Annotated in this window: 14 protein-coding genes and 2 pseudogenes; 7 read left to right on the forward strand and 9 right to left on the reverse strand. The window is 63.6% G+C overall.

All coding sequences use genetic code 11. From position 1 onward, the window contains the following. Positions 1–5: 5 nt before the first annotated feature. Entirely contained in the window at positions 6–956 is a 951-nt protein-coding gene (locus ACSJJT_RS11335) for a hydrogen peroxide-inducible genes activator (protein ID WP_435918379.1), read from the forward strand. Positions 957–1,094: 138 nt separating this feature from the next. On the opposite strand, the gene purB is transcribed toward ACSJJT_RS11335, so the two are convergent. From purB to ACSJJT_RS11355, 4 genes are all read right to left on the reverse strand, one after another. Next, positions 1,095–2,528, reverse strand: coding sequence for an adenylosuccinate lyase (gene purB, locus ACSJJT_RS11340; RefSeq protein WP_435918380.1), 1,434 nt, complete (start codon positions 2,526–2,528; stop codon positions 1,095–1,097). Then, positions 2,525–3,847 carry a phosphoribosylamine--glycine ligase gene (purD, locus tag ACSJJT_RS11345; RefSeq protein WP_435918444.1) on the reverse strand — a complete coding sequence of 441 codons (1,323 nt, stop codon included), beginning with the start codon at positions 3,845–3,847 and terminating at the stop codon, positions 2,525–2,527. Before purD ends, purB begins: the two co-directional genes overlap by 4 nt. A gap of 97 nt (positions 3,848–3,944) precedes the next feature. After that, positions 3,945–5,243 (reverse strand): adenylosuccinate synthase, encoded by a 1,299-nt coding sequence (locus tag ACSJJT_RS11350; protein ID WP_435918381.1) that lies wholly within the window; start codon positions 5,241–5,243, stop codon positions 3,945–3,947. 163 nt (positions 5,244–5,406) lie between these two features. Continuing rightward, complete coding sequence (locus ACSJJT_RS11355) at positions 5,407–6,372, reverse strand: GNAT family N-acetyltransferase (protein ID WP_435918382.1); 966 nt, start codon at positions 6,370–6,372, stop codon at positions 5,407–5,409. Positions 6,373–6,440: 68 nt separating this feature from the next. Here ACSJJT_RS11355 and ACSJJT_RS11360 point away from each other — a divergent pair, with 68 nt between their 5' ends. Beyond that, positions 6,441–7,181 (forward strand): FadR/GntR family transcriptional regulator, encoded by a 741-nt coding sequence (locus ACSJJT_RS11360; RefSeq protein WP_435918383.1) that lies wholly within the window; start codon positions 6,441–6,443, stop codon positions 7,179–7,181. Between the two features lie 111 nt (positions 7,182–7,292). Further along, complete coding sequence (locus ACSJJT_RS11365; RefSeq protein ID WP_435918384.1) at positions 7,293–9,608, forward strand: exo-alpha-sialidase; 2,316 nt, start codon at positions 7,293–7,295, stop codon at positions 9,606–9,608. A gap of 80 nt (positions 9,609–9,688) precedes the next feature. Here ACSJJT_RS11365 and ACSJJT_RS11370 read toward each other — a convergent pair whose 3' ends face one another. The 5 genes from ACSJJT_RS11370 to ACSJJT_RS11390 form a co-directional block, all read right to left on the reverse strand. Then, a complete protein-coding gene (locus ACSJJT_RS11370) occupies positions 9,689–10,378 on the reverse strand; it encodes an N-acetylmannosamine-6-phosphate 2-epimerase (RefSeq protein WP_435918385.1) in 690 nt (229 codons plus the stop codon). 19 nt (positions 10,379–10,397) lie between these two features. Beyond that, complete coding sequence (locus ACSJJT_RS11375) at positions 10,398–11,363, reverse strand: dihydrodipicolinate synthase family protein (RefSeq protein ID WP_435918386.1); 966 nt, start codon at positions 11,361–11,363, stop codon at positions 10,398–10,400. Further along, positions 11,360–12,262, reverse strand: a complete 903-nt coding sequence (locus ACSJJT_RS11380) for a DUF4862 family protein (RefSeq protein ID WP_435918387.1) — start codon at positions 12,260–12,262, stop codon at positions 11,360–11,362. The genes ACSJJT_RS11375 and ACSJJT_RS11380 overlap by 4 nt, the downstream gene beginning before the upstream one ends. 62 nt (positions 12,263–12,324) lie before the next feature. Beyond that, positions 12,325–13,809: an MFS transporter gene (locus tag ACSJJT_RS11385; protein WP_435918388.1), complete on the reverse strand. Its 1,485-nt coding sequence runs from the start codon at positions 13,807–13,809 to the stop codon at positions 12,325–12,327. 130 nt (positions 13,810–13,939) lie between these two features. After that, positions 13,940–14,470, reverse strand: coding sequence for a DUF3151 family protein (locus ACSJJT_RS11390; RefSeq protein WP_435918389.1), 531 nt, complete (start codon positions 14,468–14,470; stop codon positions 13,940–13,942). A gap of 100 nt (positions 14,471–14,570) precedes the next feature. On the opposite strand from ACSJJT_RS11390, the gene ACSJJT_RS11395 reads away from it, so the two are divergent. The 4 genes and pseudogenes from ACSJJT_RS11395 to ACSJJT_RS11410 all read left to right on the forward strand — a co-directional run. After that, complete coding sequence (locus ACSJJT_RS11395) at positions 14,571–14,735, forward strand: DUF8730 family Cys-rich protein (RefSeq protein ID WP_435918390.1); 165 nt, start codon at positions 14,571–14,573, stop codon at positions 14,733–14,735. Positions 14,736–14,867: 132 nt separating this feature from the next. Beyond that, the gene (typA, locus tag ACSJJT_RS11400) at positions 14,868–16,730 is read left to right on the forward strand and encodes a translational GTPase TypA (RefSeq protein WP_279186978.1); all 1,863 of its coding nucleotides are present in this window, start codon (positions 14,868–14,870) and stop codon (positions 16,728–16,730) included. Between the two features lie 563 nt (positions 16,731–17,293). Then, positions 17,294–17,344 (forward strand): annotated as a pseudogene (locus ACSJJT_RS11405) (hypothetical protein); the annotation flags it as partial. Positions 17,345–18,232: 888 nt separating this feature from the next. Continuing rightward, a pseudogene (locus ACSJJT_RS11410) lies at positions 18,233–18,586 on the forward strand (L,D-transpeptidase); the annotation flags it as partial. Between the last annotated feature and the right edge of the window lie 199 nt (positions 18,587–18,785).

The raw sequence follows: 18,785 nt of genomic DNA on the forward strand, positions 1-18,785 counted from the left end.
TTCGCGTGAATCTCCGTGATCTGGGATATCTCGTCGCCCTGGCCGAAGAGCACCACTTCGGGCGGGCGGCGGCGTCGTGCGGTGTCAGTCAACCGACCCTGTCAACCCAGATCCACCGGCTCGAGAATGAGCTCGGTGTGCCGCTGGCCGTCAGGGCGGGACGACGTATCGAGATCACCCCGGTGGGCCGGCGTATCGCCCAGACCGCCCGGGACATGCTGGTGTTGGCTGACGACATCCGAACCTTGGCCCTGGAGGAGTCCGAGCGGACGACCCGTCAACTCAGGGTCGGGGCATTCCCCACCCTGGCGCCGTTCCTGTTGCCACGCGTCATTGCTCGTTTCGACCAGTATGAGCCGGGGGTCAACATCCACGTGGTGGAGAAACGCACTGCCCAGCTGCTGGAGGCGCTGCATCAAGGTGACCTCGACATCGCCGTAGTCGCTGCCCCGGTCGAGGAGGACACCCTGACGGCAATTCCGGTGTTCCGAGAGGAATTCCTGTTGGTGACGGGGACTGGCGACGAGTTGGCCCACGATGAGGGCCCCATCGACCCCCACGACGTCTCGACCGATGGACTCATCCTGATGTCCGAGGGGCACTGTTTGCGAGATCAGGTGCTCGAGGTGTGCAGCCCGTCCCATCCGCTGCCACCGGACGCCCTGTCAGCAGAATCCCTCGCGACCATCCGCGAGCTGGTGTCAGTGGGGGCAGGACGAACGTTGATGCCACGCAGCGCAGTGTCGGCACTCAGGCCGAAGGACCCTCGCATCGTCGTCCGCGAGTTCACCCAGCCCCGACCTCACCGAGACATCGTGGTGTGTGGCAGGCCTGGAGCCATGACGCGTCCATCCGCCCTGGCCTTGGTCAACATCCTTCGGAGTCTCCCCGGCCGCATCGTCGAACCGCTGGGCGTCGATGGGGCGACGTCCTGCTCTCATGGCCTGGGGAACTGAGGGTCCAGCCCCGACCGCACTCCCCGCCGCCGCTCGTCAGCTGCGCCAGATTTCTGGCGTAGGTGTAGGTGTGCGCGACGCAAATCTACCGAGAGGGCCAGCTCAGCGAGCCAGCCCTCCCATATTCAGATCACGGCGTCACAGCACCAGCCCAGGCAGGTAGTTGGCAGCCTCCGGGTGCTCCCGGACGATGTCCTCAACCTTGGCGCACAGCGCCTCGACCTGGTCCTGAGCTCCACCGGTGAGATCCAGCGGCGAGGAGACCAGACCGCGCAGCTGCTCCTTGGTCAGCGGGATCCGTGGGTCGGCCGCCAGCCGAGCGAACAGATCGTTCTCCGCCCTGCCGGTCTCACGCATCTCCAGGGCAACGGCCACGGCGTGCTCCTTGATGGCTTCGTGAGCATTCTCGCGGCCGACGCCAGCACGGACGCACGCCATCAGAATCTTCGTCGTCGTCAGGAAGGGCAGGTACCGCTCCAACTCGGCCTCAATGACGGCTGGGAAGACCCCGAAGTCGCCGAGGATCGTCAGGAAGGTCTCGAAGGCCCCATCAATGGCGTAGAAGGAATCCGGCAGAGCGACGCGACGCACCACGGAGCAGGAGACGTCGCCCTCGTTCCACTGCACACCGACCAGACCGGTGGCCATGGTGAGGTACCCGCGCAGGACGACGAGGAAGCCGTTGACGCGCTCGCAGGAGCGGGCATTCATCTTGTGCGGCATCGCCGAGGACCCAACCTGGCCAGGCCTGAACCCCTCGGTGACAAGCTCGTTGCCGGCCATCAGGCGAATTGACGTCGCCAGGTTCGACGGCCCCGACAACACCTGCACCAGCGTCGAGATGACCTCGAAGTCCAGGGACCTCGGGTAGATCTGGCCGGTCGAGGTCAGCACCTGGTTGACGCCGAGGTGATCGGCGACCCGACGCTCGAGATCGTCAAGCTTGGAGTCATTCCCACCGAGCAGGTCGAGCATGTCCTGGGATGTTCCCATCGGCCCCTTGATTCCGCGAGCCGGGTACCGTTCGATGAGCCCGTTGACGTGTTCCCACCCCACCAGCATCTCATCGATGGTGGTGGCGAACCTCTTGCCCAGGGTCGTCACCTGGGCAGCAACGTTGTGGGACCGACCAGCGATCGGCTGATCCGAGTACTGGGCAGCCAGTCGGGACAGCTGGTTCAAGGTGGCGACCATCTTGTCGCGCACCAACTTCAGCGACTCCAGCACCTGCATCTGCTCGATGTTCTCGGTGAGGTCGCGGCTCGTCATGCCCTTGTGGATGTGCTCGTGACCGGCCAGGGCGTTGAACTCCTCGATCCGAGCCTTGACGTCGTGCCGCGTGACGGCCTCACGCTCGGCGATCGAGTCCAGATCGACGTTGTCGAGAACAGCCTGGTAGTCGGCCAACACCTGCTCGGGATCGTCGCCTCCGAAGCTGACGCCGAGGTCCGCCTGAGCCTCGAGGACGGCCAGCCACAGCCTGCGCTCGGCGCGGATCTTGTTCTCCGGCGTCCAGATGGAGCGCATCGCCGAAGAGGCGTAACGGGTGGCAAGAATGTTGGGAACGCTCATGAATTCTCCCCGTCGCTCGGGTTGGTGGGATTGTTCTCGGACTGGGGCGCGAGCCCGTCGGCCATCTCGTCGACGGCCTCGAGCTCAGCTGCGTGAAGGGCAATGTCAGTGCGGTGGAACCCGCCACTCACCTCGAGCTGGTCAACCCTGCTGTAGGCATCCGTGCGAGCCCCGGCAAGGGTCTCGCCATGGCCAAGCACCACGAGGACGCGACCACCGCTGGTGGCCAGCCCGTCCCCCTCGAGGCGAGTTCCGGCGTGCAGGACGTCCTCGTCATCGACCGGAGCAACGACGTGGCGTCCCCTCACCGGTGATGCAGGATACCCCTCGCTTGCCATGACGACGCCGACGGCAGCTCCCCGGCGGAACCGCAAGCCATCTGTTCCGGACAAGTCTCCACGGGCGGCAGCCTGCATGATCTGCGCCAACGGGGACTCCATCATGCTGAGCAGTGGTTCGGTTTCCGGATCGCCGAACCGAACGTTGAACTCAACGACCTTCGGGCCGCCACAGGTCAAGGCCAGCCCCACGTACAGCAGACCGATGAATGGGGTGCCGCGATCTCGCATGGCCGCCAGCGTCGGGGAGATCACCGTGTTCGACACTGTCTCGACAAGGTTGTCAGGCGCCCACGGCAACGGCGTGTATGCACCCATTCCGCCAGTGTTGGGGCCGACCCCGCCATCACCGACCCGCTTGAAGTCCTGGGCGGGCTGCATGGGGAGGGCATGTTCGCCGTCACAGATCGCGAAGAGGCTCACCTCGGGGCCGTCGAGGTACTCCTCGATGACGACCTGGTGACCAGAATTGAGACACTGCTCGGCATGGGTCAGGGCCTCGCCACGATCCTCGGTGACGACAACTCCCTTGCCACCTGCGAGCCCGTCATCCTTGACAACGTAGGGTGTTCCGAACTCGTCAAGGGCTGCACCCACCGAATCGAGGTCACCGCAGGATCGAGATGCGGCGGTGGGAACACCGGCAGAAGCCATGACCTCCTTGGCGAAGGCCTTCGAGCCTTCCAGTCGAGCGGCCTCGGCACTCGGACCGAAGCAATCGATCCCTGCGTCACGCAGGGCGTCTGCCACCCCGGCAACCAGCGGGGCCTCCGGGCCGACGACGACGAGGGCAGCCCCCACGTCACGCGCCAGTGTGACGACGGCATCGGGGTCGCAGGGATCCACCGGATGATTCGTGGCGAAGGAAGCCGTGCCCGGGTTACCGGGGGCGACATGGACGGCAGCAACCTCTGGGTCACGGTGGCAGGCCAAGGCGAGGGCATGCTCACGGCCACCAGACCCGAGGACGAGAACAGTCATGCTGGACACGACCTCCAGAGTAGAGGGTACTTCCGACCGTTTCCCGATCGACCTTGTTCCTCCCCGGCATCGGAGCGGAACACTGCATCGTCAGCTGTCAGTCAATGAGGTCGTTGAGCATGATGGACTGGTCCCGACCGGCGCCCACACCAATCCCGGAAATCCGAGTACCCACCAACTCCTCGAGACGACGCACGTAGGCCTGGCAGTTGCGCGGTAGATCGTCGAAGGAACGGGCCTCCGAGATGTCCTCGCTCCAGCCATCCATGAATTCGTAAACCGGCTTTGCGTGATGCAGGTCGGACTGGGTGACGGGCATGACGTCGGTGCGCTCGCCCTCGATGTCGTAGGCCACACAAACCGGTACACGATCCCAACCCGACAGTACGTCGAGCTTGGTGAGGAACAGATCCGTCACCGAGTTGATCATGACCGCCTGCTGCACCAACAGCGCGTCGAACCAGCCACAGCGACGTGGACGCTTCGTCGTCACGCCGTACTCGCCGCCCTCACTGCGCAGGCGCTCGCCGTCCTCGTCGAACAGTTCGGTCGGGAACGGGCCCTCACCCACGCGGGTGGTGTAGGCCTTGGCAATACCAACGATGCGATCGATGCGCGTCGGACCGACGCCCGAACCGGTGCAGGCACCTGCGGCGATCGGGTTGGACGAGGTGACGTACGGGTACGTGCCGAAGTCGACGTCGAGGTGGTGGGCCTGGGCTCCCTCGAAGAGGACCACCTTGCCTTCGTCGAGGCCTTCGTTGAGGACTCGAGCCACATCGACGACATAGGGGCGAATGCGCTCGGCATGAGCGAGCAAACCGTCAGCAACCTCTTGTGGGTCGACAGCGCGACGGTTGTAAATCTTCACCAGGATCTGGTTCTTCTGGTCCAAAGAGGCCTCAACCTTCTGACGCAAGATCGACTCGTCAAAAAGGTCTTGGACGCGAATACCCATCCGGTTGATCTTGTCGGAGTACGCCGGACCGATCCCGCGCCCCGTGGTGCCGATGCGGCGATTGCCGAGGAAGCGTTCGGTGACCTTGTCGAGGGTCTGATGGTAGGGGGTGATGAGGTGAGCGTTGGCGCTGATGAGCGGGTGCGGGATCCCGACGCCGCGACCTCGCAGAGTGTCGATTTCGTCAGCAAGTACGTCAAGGTTGAGCACGACTCCGTTGCCGAGCACGGCCGTGGAGTTCGGGTTGAGAACCCCGGAGGGAAGCAGGTGCATGAAGAACTTCTCGTCACCGACGACGACAGTGTGTCCCGCGTTGTTGCCTCCCGAATACCGCACGCAGTAGTCAACGCGCTCGGACATCTGATCGGTGGCCTTGCCCTTGCCCTCGTCACCCCACTGGGTACCCATGACGACGATTCCAGGCATCTGTTCCTCCATTCCCTCGCACCTGTGTGCGGGTTGCCTTCGGTCGCAGGGGCACGTGCCGCTCCGCGACCAGGCACACATTACGTGGTTGCTACGACATCCACGGCGTCAGGCCGGGGGCGAAGGGACTCCCCCCGCCCCGCATGACCCTCCGCCGTCAACACGTCAAGGTCGATCAGGCGACAGTCGCACCATTCTCACCGGTCGCTACCTCGCCAGCAACGTCAGGCGGCAGAACTGGAATCTCCAACAGATTGAGGCGTGCCCCCTCGAGGGGAAGCCGTGAGGCCAGCGGGCCGAAGTGAGGATCGCTGCGATGTCCGTCAAAGTTGACACGCTTGTAACCGGCGTCATCTGCCCAGCTGATGACCGAGGACATTGCCGAGGCGACGGCGGCGTCACCTTCAGGGGCGTCAGCCTGGACGGTCTCTGCCACGACAGTTGGGTTCTCGTCAACGAAGACAAAGGCAACAGCTGCGGGCTGACCGTCGACGAGGGCGACCCGGGTGGCTTCCGCGTCAAGGTCCACGAGTTCCTGACGTAGCGCCTCGTGAGCGGCCTCACTGTCGTCGACCGGTGACCACGACTCGTGCACCCACACGTAGGTCTGCTCCCACAGCGTCTCGAGCACACCGGGGGCCAGCGTCGCACCCGAGATGGCCCCGCCGGGGCCGAGGCTCACTTCTGCGAGTGACTCAATGGCACGACCGAAGTGACGACGCGGCAGCTCGAACGGCGGGCAGGACGTGTAGATCTCGCCGCCCAGGGAAAGGATGAAGTTCTCGGCATCCGAACCTGCGATGGCCTTGGTGGCCAGGGGACGCTCCACCCGCTGTTGAATCTGACGCACCAGGCGGGTACCGATACGACGGCCGCGGGAATCAGGATGGATCTCCACGTCGATGAAACGACGAGTGCGATGCACCACGGCGAGCCAGGAGACCGCGTATCCGACGATGCGGTCCTCGTGGAGGGCAACCCGGGCGACGACGTCGGGACGATCAATGCGATCGATCAGTGCCCCTGGTTCCCCGAAGGTGATCACCTTGACGTCCTCGGGCCGCATGTCGCGGAAAACAACGTGTTCACTCATGTCGCGCTCCTGGGTCTGGCGACGCCTTTGACGTCGCTGTGTCTTCATTCTTTCGCCTTTTGCGAGCCCGCGTCGACCAAGGGGGCTTTCCGTGTCGAGATCATGCCGATCATGACATGATAAGCGGCATGTCAGATCCGAACGATGCCGTCCACCTGGCCGACAACCTCAACCCTGCCGCACAGCGGGTGTTCGAGTGGATTCTCTCCTCGGATCTGACCCCCGGAGACCCTATTCCGATCGAACAGGATCTGGCGACGCACTTCGGAATGGCACGCGGAACCGTTCGAGAAGCGGTGCGGGAATTGCGGGCGCTGGGAATCCTCAAGGTCCGACGTGGCTTGGGCACCTACCTGTCGACAGCCTCGGCGTCGACCATTCGTCCGGGTCTCGTGTATCGCAGCGTCAAGCAGGTCAGCGCCGACACCGCTGGGAACAAAGACTTCACGGGGCTGCGAGAGATGGTGGAGGTCCGCGCATTGTTGGAGTGCTCGTTGGCGGCCGAGGTGACCGGTTCCATCAGCGCAGCGACCGGTCGCGAACTGCACGCTCTGGCAGCACGGATGGACGATCCCCAGGACTCCGCGGCGGCAGATCGCCAATTCCACCGGACTCTCTACGCTGGTGTGGACAATCAGCTGGCTCGCGAGCTCATTGACGTGTTCTGGGACTCCCTCAACCTCGCCGGTCTCCGACTGCCGCCAACCAACGCTGTCAAGGCCAATCGTGACGCTCACGACCTCATCGCGGATTGCGTCGTCGGCAATGATTCGGAGGCCAGTCGAAACGCCATGTGGCACCACTTCGATGCCATTCGTGGACGGCTCAACACTGCGGGTCACGACGCCCGTACCTGATTCACACGAAACGAGGTGAGCCCAACTCTTGAAACGCCCCTGCTCGTGTGCCATCATATTGACATTGGACGTCGGATGTCCAGTGTCAACGACGACCCCGAAAGGATTTGGATGACTCCCACATCTCGCCCCACACCGATGCTGGACCTTGAAGGTCCAGCATCCACGATCAACGACTCCATTGACGTCGGGGCCCTCAGCCGCCTGGACTCTGGCTCCCTCCTCATTGATCTGACGTGCTCCATTGACGGCAAGGTATTCACGGCAGTCGGAGAATCCGGACAAATCGAGGTCGAGGTCACCGGCGGCCACCTCTCTGGAGTCATCTCGACAGATGGCCAGTCCCGCGTCCTCGATGCAGAAGACGCACTCGGCGTTGATGACTCCGTGCTTCACTCCATCGGTCTCACCTGCGACAATTCCGGGACTCATCTTTTCCTTGACGGCTACGAATCCTTCAGCACAACCCTTGTCGCATGGTTCTCGCACATCAAGGTGACGGAGTTCCGGGTTGACCCCGACGAGATCGTCGACATTCGCCATGTGACGGTCTGGGACTCCCCTCTGTCACGAAAAGCCATACTGGCGCGATCAGCAGCAGTCACACCCCTCATCCAGTTTTCTGCAGCGGCACTGTCTCCCCGTGACGCTGCCCGGTGCTCTGAATTGCGCGACGGTGCCATCCGCGCCCGCTTCCGTACCCGTGGTAGCGGGCAGGGCGGGACGATCATCGCGGCCCATGGCAATGGCGGCGCCCTGCGGCTGTCCATTCATGACGGTGATCTGGAATACTCCGTCGTCCAGGACAATCAGATAATCGCGTCGAGCCGCGCACACGGACACTGGGATGACGGCGATTGGCATGACGTCGTCGCCGTCAGCGGACGAGGCGCCATCGATCTTTATGCCGACGGATATCAGGTTTGCCACGATCCTGGCACCGCATTCTTCGACGACATCGGGACCATCGACCGCGTCGTTGTCGGCTCCGATCTGGATGGCACCCGCCTCTTCGGCGAGGCACAAACGGCCATGATCTATGACTCCGTGCTTTCAGACCACCAAGTGAAGCGTCTCGCCGGCGTCATGCCTCTCGAGACGGTGGCACTGTTCGACATGGGCCTGAACGGATCGCGAAGCTACCGGATCCCTTCGATCATCCGCCTCGAGTCCGGCGTGCTCATCGCAGGGGCTGACCAACGCGTGTCCATCGCCAATGATTCCCCCAACGACATCAACTTCGTCATTCGCCGGAGCCTTGATGACGGGCGAACCTGGGAACCCGTTCAGACCGTGATCACCTACCCCGGCTCGGGACCTCTGGGCGCCTCGGTGATCGACTCCGTCCTGGTCCAGGACAAGAACACCGGTCGCGTCCTCGTGCTCATCGATCATTTCCCGGGCGGAATCGGGCAGCCGAACTGTTGCGTGGGAACCGGCTTCGACGAGTCAGGACGGCAGATACTCACCGATGAGGACGACAATCACTACGTCCTCAACGGGGACGGCTCAGTCGAGACGACCGATGGTGCCTCGACGGATCTCATCGTCGACGAACGCGGCAACGTCACGAAGGATGGGCAACCGGCTGGCAACATCCATCTCGCTCACGGCGTCGATCCGGATGAGTCCGTGCTCACCGTCCGCACCTGCTACCTCCAGATGGTCACCAGTGACGACGACGGCCTGACTTGGAGTGATCCCATCGATCTCAACAGCCAGGTCAAACAGGAGTGGATGCGTTTCTTCGGCACATCCCCGGGCAATGCCATTCAGCTCTCGCGAGGCGACCACTCTGGCCGCATACTCGTCCCCGTCTACTACAACCACGAAGAGGGTGTCACCTTCTCCTGCGCCGCCGTCCACTCCGACGATGGCGGACAGACCTGGCATCTGGGAGAGTCACCCAATGACGGCCGCGACCTGTATGGAACTACCGTCCATTCACGCGACTTGCGCGACGACCGCGGGTCCCTCCACGAATCCGTCCTGGTCGAGGGCCAGGACGGTGCAGTTCACGTCTTCATGCGCAATCAGCATCCATCTGGACGGGTTGCCCACGCTGTCAGTGCTGACGGAGGACAGACCTGGGGTCCGGTGGACTTCGTTGACCAACTGACCGAGATCTTCAGTCAGCCCAACGCCATTGAGGTCGACGTCGACGGTATTCCGGGGATCGTGTTCGCCAACGCGTCACAGATGCTCCCGTTTCGAGGATGTGGAGTCCTGAGGCTCTCGTATGACGATGGAACTACCTGGCCTCACAACCGGGTTCTCAATCCTCGTCACCACGTCTACCAGTGCATGACGCAGCTGCCTGACGGGGACCTGGCCGTGTTGTGGGAGCGCGAGTGGCAGGGACTTTTCCTGACCCGTGTTCCGCTGTCCTGGTTGACGGCCTCACGCTCTACGATCGGGTCTCGATGATGCCTGTGCCCAGTTGTCCCCGAGGCGGAGCAACCGGGCACAGGAACATTCTCGCTACACACCCCTTCGTCGATCCACACTCACGTCAGAGCGTCGCGGAACCATCCCGTGATCGAGGTCGGGTGGGTGATCGCGGTTCCCACCACGACGGCGTGGGCCCCCACATCCATCGCGCGACGCGCCTGCTCAGGGGTATGAATGCGTCCCTCGGCAATCAATGGGCGACTGCCGTCAAGCTCCTTGACGAGAGTCTCGATGACCTCGTAATCAGGACCATCCGTCTTGGGACGTTCACCGGTGTAGCCACACAGCGTCGTGCCGACGAGGTCAACTCCGGCCTCAGCCGCCGCGAGGCCGTCATCAACCGATCCACAGTCAGCCATGACGACGACGTCGTACTCGTCCTTGAGACCTGCAATGGTCTGGGCGAGGCTCAGGCCATCGGCGCGCTCCCGCCGGGTGCCGTCAAGGGCGACGATGTCGGCCCCGGCAGCTGCCACGCAGCGCGCGTGACGAAGGGTCGGGGTGATGTAGATGCCCTCGTCGCCCTCCTTCCAGATGCCGACCACCGGGACGCTGACCCGACCCTTGACGGCGGCGACGTCGGAGAGCCCCTGGGCCCGCACAGCGGCCGCTCCCCCGAGCTCGGCAGCAGCGGCCATCTGCGCCATCGTCTCCGGGTGTCGGAGGGGTTCTCCTGGGTAGGCCTGGCACGAGACGACAAGGCCTCCCGCCATCGACGCAATGATCCTGTTGGTGAACGTGCTCATGATCGACTTCTCCCCATCATCACGCGAGCTGGCCGACGCGACGCAGCACCTCGGCGACCCTCTCGACATTTTCACCGACCAAGGTAGGCAGCGGGACGCACATGGTGTTGGCCTCAATGATGCCCAGCAGCTGCATGGCGGTCTTGAACGCCCCGACGCCGGCGGCAGGACCGACGACTCCCTGCGGGGCGAACGCGATCTCCATGAGCTCGGTGGCCTTGTCCTGTTCGGTGCGCACCATCTCCCAGTCGCCCTCGCGATAGGCCTTGTACATCTTCACGTAGTTGGTCGCGTCGACGTTCGCCAGACCCGGGACGACACCGTCGGCACCGGACATGAAAGCACCGTCGACGACAACCTCGTGCCCAGTGAACAAGGCCAGCGGAGACCCTGCGGCGCGGTTGGCCAGGGCCAGACGCCGGAAGGAGACGTCGTCGGCGGAGGAATCCTTGCACCCGGCAATGACCCCTTCGCGACCGAGCGTGATCATGAGGTCGACCGGCACCTTGACGTGCACGCACACCGGGATGTCGTAGACGAACAGCGGCAGCTGGGTGGCCTCATGCAGGGCCCGGAAGTGGTTCTCGATCTCGGTCGGACCGGTGATCGCGTAGAACGGCGCAGTGGCGACGGCGGCGTCAGCCCCGATCTCCTCGGCCTGACGAATGTGGCGGATGACGCGCAGGGTCTCGGTGTCGATGACGCCGGCGAGTAGGGGAACGCGGCCAGCGATGATTCGCTTGGCCTCGCTCAGCACTCGTCCGCGCATCTCGTCGTCGAAGAAGGCGACCTCGGAGGTGGAGCCGAGGACGAACAGGCCGTCAACCCCCTGCTCGATGAGGCGATTGATGAGCCTCTCGTAGGAGGCGACGTCGAGGTCACCGTCGGTCGTCAGCGGGGTGACGACGGGGGGAATGACTCCGTGGAACTTCGTGGTCATGGTGATGTCCTTCATGGTGTTCGAAATTGTTGTGGTGAGTGTCATGCCGGCGCCATGGCGTCGTGGATGTGGGTGATCATGGCCAGTCGCTGCTCGACGGTGGCATCGGCAGGGGTCTGGATCTTGATGCCCTGGTAGGACTGCAGGCCTCGGGCGGCAGCCAGGAACGATCCGACGCGGTCGGCGGTGAGCAGGCTGGTCGGCTCGTCGTCACGCAGTGGCAGATGGGCGTCTCCCCAGACCGGGCCGTACTGGGTGGCTTCCGGTCCAGCGCCGGAAACCATCGCTCCACCGAGCAGGTCGGCATCGGCAAGGCGGGCAGCCTGACGGGCCGGCAGATCTGGATCATGGGACTCAACCACGCTGCGTCCCCAGTTGATCGTCACATGGACGTCACTGCCAGACACGGCTGCGATCTCGTCATCGAGGCTGAGGAATTCCTTCTCCCCCGGGCCAACTCCGCCCGAAGCATCGCAGTGCTCAATGACGGGAGTGAGCTCGGCATCTGCGAAGAGGCTGGAAAGCTCCGCCAGGGAGACCTTGAGGGCGGTCGGCTCGGCGCGGTTGCTGGGTGCCGAATGAATCTCAACGAAACGGACAACACGGTGGCCAACCATCTCGTGCAGGGACAACGCGTCTTCGACGAGACCGTTCATCCAGGCGATCGCCCGCTGCCGACCCTCCTCATCGGGTGAGGCCAGCCCGAAGTCAGGATCGTTAGCCAGACGCCCCATCGTCCCCGGAATGGCCGTCACGACGCACTGGGTGAATCGGTTGCGCAACTGGTCCGCCAGCCAGCGCGGGTCAGCGTCGACACCATCACGATACGGGATCTCGATTCCGTCGACCCAGCCAGTCTGTGCAAGGGCGGAATAGAACTTCTCCTGCTCGACCCGAGTCCTTGGCATCGCGGCGTACCCGCCTACGACAAATGGAACCACCATGGCTACCTCCTTTGACCACGTCAACCACGAATCATTCAATGCTTCATACGAGGTTGTTGTCGTCACTGCACTTGAGCGATGAACTCGTCGTCGCCATCTTCGGGACGCACATGTTCCGGGGAGACCAGTACCTGAAGCTTGCGCGGGATGTTGAGTCCGATCGACAGAATGACGACCAAGGCGAAACCGACTGACAGAACTGCCAGGGCACCACCCAACGACCACTTCGCCGCGACAGACGCACCCATGACCGGGCCCACAGCACCACCGAGAGCACCGACGTTGTAGCAAAATCCGAGGCCGGCAGCGCGCTTTTCGACCGGAAAGTAGCTGGACACCCACTTGGGCAAAAGGCCGGAAATACCCTGTCCAAACATCTGGTTGAAGAAGAGCAACGCCGCGACGAGGACGACGTACTTTCCGCCCTGTAGGAAGAGCGGGAAAACGAGGGTCTGAGAAATGATCAAGCTGATTGCGTACCAACGACGCATTCCAAATCGGTCACCACCAAATCCGGCGATGATGTAACCACAGGCATTGCCCAGTCCGGCGAAGCTCACGACGTTGGCCACAGTGGTCGGGGCCATACCGACGCCCTTGAGGTAGGTCGGCAGCAGACCCTGGATAGGCCAAGTGTACATGAACGACGCAAAAATCGTCACCATGATGGCCACGCCGATCAGCCAGCGACTTCGATCGAACTGAACGACGAAGGCAATGAAGATCGCGCTGGTCACTATGCCGAGGACGGCAATGAGCCAGCCTGGGATACTCAGCTCCGAGAAGATCAGGAGCAGAAGAGCCGCTGCCGCCACACAACCGATGATGTTCGCCCAGCGGCAGGGGCCCTTGAACAGAATCGTGAGCATGTCTTCCTGGACGTTGTCGTGCTCCTGAGCCTCCTGCCAGTCGGTGGCCTCTGGAAGGGTGCGCCGCATGTACAGTGCGACGGCGATAGGAACGATGCCAGTCAGGAACAGCGCACGCCATCCCCAACCGGGATGCCACGACTCCACCCAGCCATTGAGGTACTTGTCGACCTGCGCGGCGAGGATGACGCCGAAGGCGAATCCAGACAGCAGGAATCCCGAAGCCTTGTTCCTCATGTGACGCGGCCAAGACTCGATGACGTACGTGGCACTCGACGAGTACTCACCTGCCATTGCGAATCCGATGACCAACCGACACAGGAACAAGAACCAGTAGCCGGGCGCCAGGGCCATCGCGATGGATCCGAGGGCAAACATGACGATCGACGTCACCATGGCCGGTTTACGGCCGAAGCGGTCGGCCATCGCACCGAGGATGAGTCCGCCCAGCCAGCGCGAGATGAACGCCGCGGACACCAGCGCCGCGCCTTGCACCAGGGTGAGGTCGAAAGCCTTGATGATCGCCGGGAGGGCGAACGAAATCAGAACAAAGTCATAGCCGTCCAGCAAGACACCAAGCCACGCGGCGAAGAAGGCCTTCCACTGCGTGCGGCTGAGGTACTGCCACCAGTGGCTTGGGCCATTGCCTGGTGCGTTGTGCACCTCGCAAGTACTCACAGTATTTCCTTTCGACACACACCTTTGTTGTGCACTGTGACCATACATAGGACATCGGACGTCCTACATCAAGGATGAATGTGGAAGATCCCCGTGTCAACCTCCTGACCTCATCCGGCCGGAGAATCCGTCACTCCTGGTGATCGTTCCCCTGATCACCGTCGGACTTGTCCTCATCCACCTCGACGTCCACAGCGCCGTCGGACGGAACCTCGTCGCCACGCAGCGCTCGCCAAGCCTCGTCACTCATCTCACGCAGCAGGGTGTCGGCGTCATCGGACTCATCGCCAAATCCCAGCCTCTCGGCCGCCATTGCGAGGGCATGAAGACAGCGGAACACCCCTTGGTTCGGCAGGTAGCCCCAGTCGACAGCGCCCTCGCCGTCCCAGCCGGCATCGCGCAGCTGTTCCAAACCGAGGTCACGCCCGGTACGGGCATAGGCATAGGCCGCGACATCGGCAGTGTCAGTGCCGCACAGCAGAGATCCCTCGGCCAGCAGGGCCCAGCACAACGTCGAGGACGGATGCTCCTTGATGACCGCCATGAACTCGCCGCGTCCCCGCTTGGCGAGTTTGCGAATGGCCGGGTCCGGCGGCAAGTGGACGCCGTGGTCCTGTTCCTCGATCTCTGTGGTCGGATCGGTGTTCTGCTCCTCAGCCATACTCCCAAGCCTAGGGCGAAACGCGCCGAGGCGCTCGCTCGGGCCGTCTGCAAGGGCATGTGACATAAACTTGTTCCAGCCAAATGAAAGGATCACCACCATGTGCCGACCCATCAGGTGTGACGTCTGTGGCAAGACGACGTGGGCCGGATGCGGCGAACACATCGACCAGGTCAAGACACAGGTGCCACCCGTCCAGTGGTGCGACGGCACTCACACCGCCGCCGAGAACTCAGCGATCCAGCCACCGCGTCGGCACTTCTGACAGTTGCGCCGACTCGCTCATTCGTAGCTCAACCCTGCCCTGACCTACACTTCACGGTGGAGCGTTTTCGCCCGCCGAAACCCCGCGGCCCCGTCGCGGTGTCCCCATCCTCGATCTGAACCGGAGTTCTGCATGCCCGTACGCAAGGATCTGCGCAACATCGCCATCGTGGCCCACGTCGACCACGGAAAGACCACGTTGGTCGACGCGATGCTGTGGCAGTCGGGAGCCTTCCGTGAGGGCGCCGAGGTCGAGAAGCGCGTCATGGACTCGATGGACCTCGAGCGCGAGAAGGGCATCACCATTCTCGCCAAGAACACCGCCGTCAAGCACGTCATGAGCGACGGCGAGGAGATCACCCTCAACATCATCGACACCCCTGGACACGCTGACTTCGGCGGCGAGGTCGAGCGTGGCCTCGAGATGGTCGACGGCGTCATCCTCCTCGTCGACGCCTCCGAGGGCCCCCTCCCCCAGACCCGCTTCGTGCTGCGCAAGGCCCTGGCCAAGAAGCTTCCGCTCATCCTCGTGCTCAACAAGGTCGATCGCCCCGACGCCCGCATCGACGAGGTCGTCGAGGAAACCTACGACCTGTTCATGGATCTTTCCGACGACGACGATGTCTCCCTGCTCGACGTCCCGGTCGTCTACGCCTCCGCAAAGGCCGGACGTGCCTGCCTCAGCAAGCCCGCCGACGGAGAGATGCCGGACTCCCCCGACCTGCAGCCTCTGTTCGACTGCATCCTCGAGAACATCCCGGCTCCCACCTATGAGGAGGGCGGGGTGCTGCGCGCCCACGTCACCAATCTCGACGCGTCCCCCTATCTCGGACGTCTGGCCCTGTGCCGCGTCGCATCCGGTGAGATCTCCAAGGGACAGACGGTGGCCTGGTGCAAGCGTGACGGCTCGGTCCAGAACGTCAAGCTCTCCGAGCTGCTCATGACCGAGGCCCTTGAGCGCGTCCCCGCCGAGAAGGCCGGCCCGGGCGACATCGTCGCCATCGCGGGCATCCCCGACATCACCATCGGTGAGACTCTCTCCGACCCCGACAACCCGGACCCGCTGCCCCTCATCCACGTTGACGAGCCGTCAATGTCGATGACGATCGGTATCAACACCTCTCCGCTGTCGGGTCGGTCCGGTGACAAGCTCACCGCGCGTCTCCTCAAGGCCCGCCTCGACCAGGAACTCATCGGCAACGTCTCCATCAAGGTGGCCGACACCGACCGACCGGACATGTGGGAGGTGCAGGGCCGCGGCGAGTTGCAGCTGGCCATCCTCGTCGAGCAGATGCGTCGTGAGGGATTCGAGCTCACCGTCGGCAAGCCCCAGGTCGTCACCAAGGCCATCGACGGCAAGCTGCACGAGCCCTTCGAGCGCGTCACCATCGACGCCCCCGAGGAGTTCATGGGCGCCGTCACCCAGATGATGGGCCTGCGCAAGGGCCAGATGGTGCACATGGTCAACCACGGCTCCGGCTGGGTGCGCATGGAGTTCGTCGTCCCGGCCCGCGGTCTCATCGGCTTCCGCACCGAGTTTCTGACCCAGACCCGCGGTCAGGGCATCATGAACCAGGTCTTCGAGGACTACCAGCCCTGGGTGGGCGAGTTGCGCACCCGTCAGAGCGGCTCGATGGTGGCCGACCGTCAGGGGGTCGTCACCTCCTATGCCCTGTTCAACCTGCAGGAGCGCGGCACGATGTTCGTCGCCCCCGGTGACGACACCTACGAGGGCATGGTCGTCGGCGAGAACTCCCGCCCCGACGACATGGACGTCAACCCCACCAAGGAGAAGCACCTCACCAACGTACGGTCCTCGACCGGTGATGAGCTGGAACGCCTCATCCCGGCCACCAGGCTTTCCATGGAGCAGCAGCTCGAATTCTGCCGTGAGGACGAGTGCCTCGAGGTCACCCCGGACGTCGTCCGCATCCGAAAGACGGAGCTGAACGCCCACGAGCGCGCCAAGACCCGCACCCGCGCGAAGAACAGTTGACGAGCACCTGGCCACATGTCAATGGCGCCACGGTTCCTGCTGACTCGGATGCTGCGGCGCCATCCCAGGGCGAAGATCCTGCCACAACTGCACCGGAGCTCACAGGAACCAAGTCGGAGTCATTGCAGAAATGGCGTACCATCTTGTCGTCCACATCCCCGAAAGGTGTTTGATCCATGCACTCCGCTCGCGCTGCCGGCCTGGCAGCCGCTCTGGCCATGTCCTTGCCCGTCGGGATCGTCGGTACTGCCAATGCGGAGCCCTCGACCCCGCCAACCGCCACGGATTCCCCTTCGCGGCCTGCGTCCACCGTCAACGCTCCTGAGGCTCCCGCTGCCCCAGCGACGACCCCCGCCGTTGTGGAGGGTTCCTCCGCCCCGGAGACCGCCCCCGCGACAACTGAGCCGGATACTCCGAGCCTTCCGGCCACCCCCAAGGTTTCCACCGAGTCGATTCCCTCGGCGAAGAACTCCGCGGCCACGAATCCGACCAAGATCGAGGAAACCGCCTGGATCTACGTCGCCACCGATCTGCGTACCGGAGCCGGCACGCAGTTCCGTTCCATGGGCAGGATCTCGGCGACCACCCGGGTCGTCATCCATGGCGAGGAGCGCAACGGCTGGGCCCCAATCCGCCACGGCGACACCAATGCCTGGATCCCCACCAGCGCTCTCACCACCGACCAGCCGCGAGCCCTGTGGACCTACATCTCCACCGACCTGCGCACCGGCGCATCGTCCAGCTTCCGCTCCATGGGACGGACGCGGGCTGCAAAGAAGATCGTCATCCGTGGCCCCGAGCGCAACGGCTGGGCCCCAGTTCTCTACGAGGGCAGCCAGGCATGGGTTCCCACCAACACCATGACGACGACCTACCCGCAGACCATGTGGGTGTACCTCTCCTCCGACCTTCGCACCGGTGCCTCCAGCTCCTTCCGCTCCATGGGACGCACGGCTTCCACCCATGCCCTCATCCGTCGTGGTCCGAACTACAACGGCTGGGCCCCAGTGCTGTACAGGAACACTCAGGGTTGGGTTCCTGCCAGCACGGTGACAACCTGGCATCCCCAGACTCAGTGGATCTACGTCGAGACCGAGCTACGCACTGGCGCCTCGACCTCCTTCCGTTCCATGGGACGTACCCATGCCACGACCGCCATGGTTCGCCGCGGCCCCAACCGCAACGGCTGGGCCCCGGTCTTCTACCAGGGCAAGCAGGGCTGGCTGCCGGGCAACACCGTCACCTCCACCCGTCCCCAGACCTTCTGGGTGAAGAAGGACCAGACGATGCGTACCGGCGCCTCGACCTCCTTCCGCTCGATGGGCACCGCTCGCCAGGGCACCCGCGTCGTGCGTCGTGGCCCGAACTACAACGGCTGGATGCCGGTCGTCTTCAACTCCATGCAGAGCTGGATCCCGGTCTCTGCGGTGTCTTCCAAACCCGTCTCGGCACCGGTGAGTCTTCCGATCAACAACTCGGGTGCTCGTCTTGACCGCCGCTGCATGACGGGAACCGTCATCTGCGCCTCCAAGAATCAGCGCAAGCTGTGGATGGTCCAGAATGGGCGCATCCTCATCACCTTGGACGCTCGTTACGGTCGTCCCAGCATGCCCACCCAGGAAGGCGTCAACACGATCTACTGGAAGGACAAGAACCACTTCTCGACCTCCTACGGATCCCCGATGCCATACTCAATGTTCTTCTACAAGGGCCAAGCCATCCACTACTCGTCGGGATTTGCCCGCGACGGCTGGAACGGTAGCTCGCATGGCTGCATCAACATCCGCAACATGTCGGGTCTGAAGTGGCTGTGGGATCACACCCCGACCGGACGCAAGATCATCGTCTTCAAGTGATCTGAATCACGTCCGGCCCGCCTCTTCAGGGGGCGGTCCGTTTCTCGTCACGGCCTGCAGCCATCGTTCCTGCGGGCGACGCGACTGGTGACGAACGGCCTCACGAGCTCAGTCGCAGGACACCCGTGGCACATGGCAGTGGGGGGGGGGGGGAAAAGGGGGGGGGGGGGGGGGGATGTTTGTGTGGGGGGTGGGGGAA

Source organism: Cutibacterium nasicola (assembly GCF_051303185.1).
GTDB lineage: Bacteria > Actinomycetota > Actinomycetes > Propionibacteriales > Propionibacteriaceae > Cutibacterium.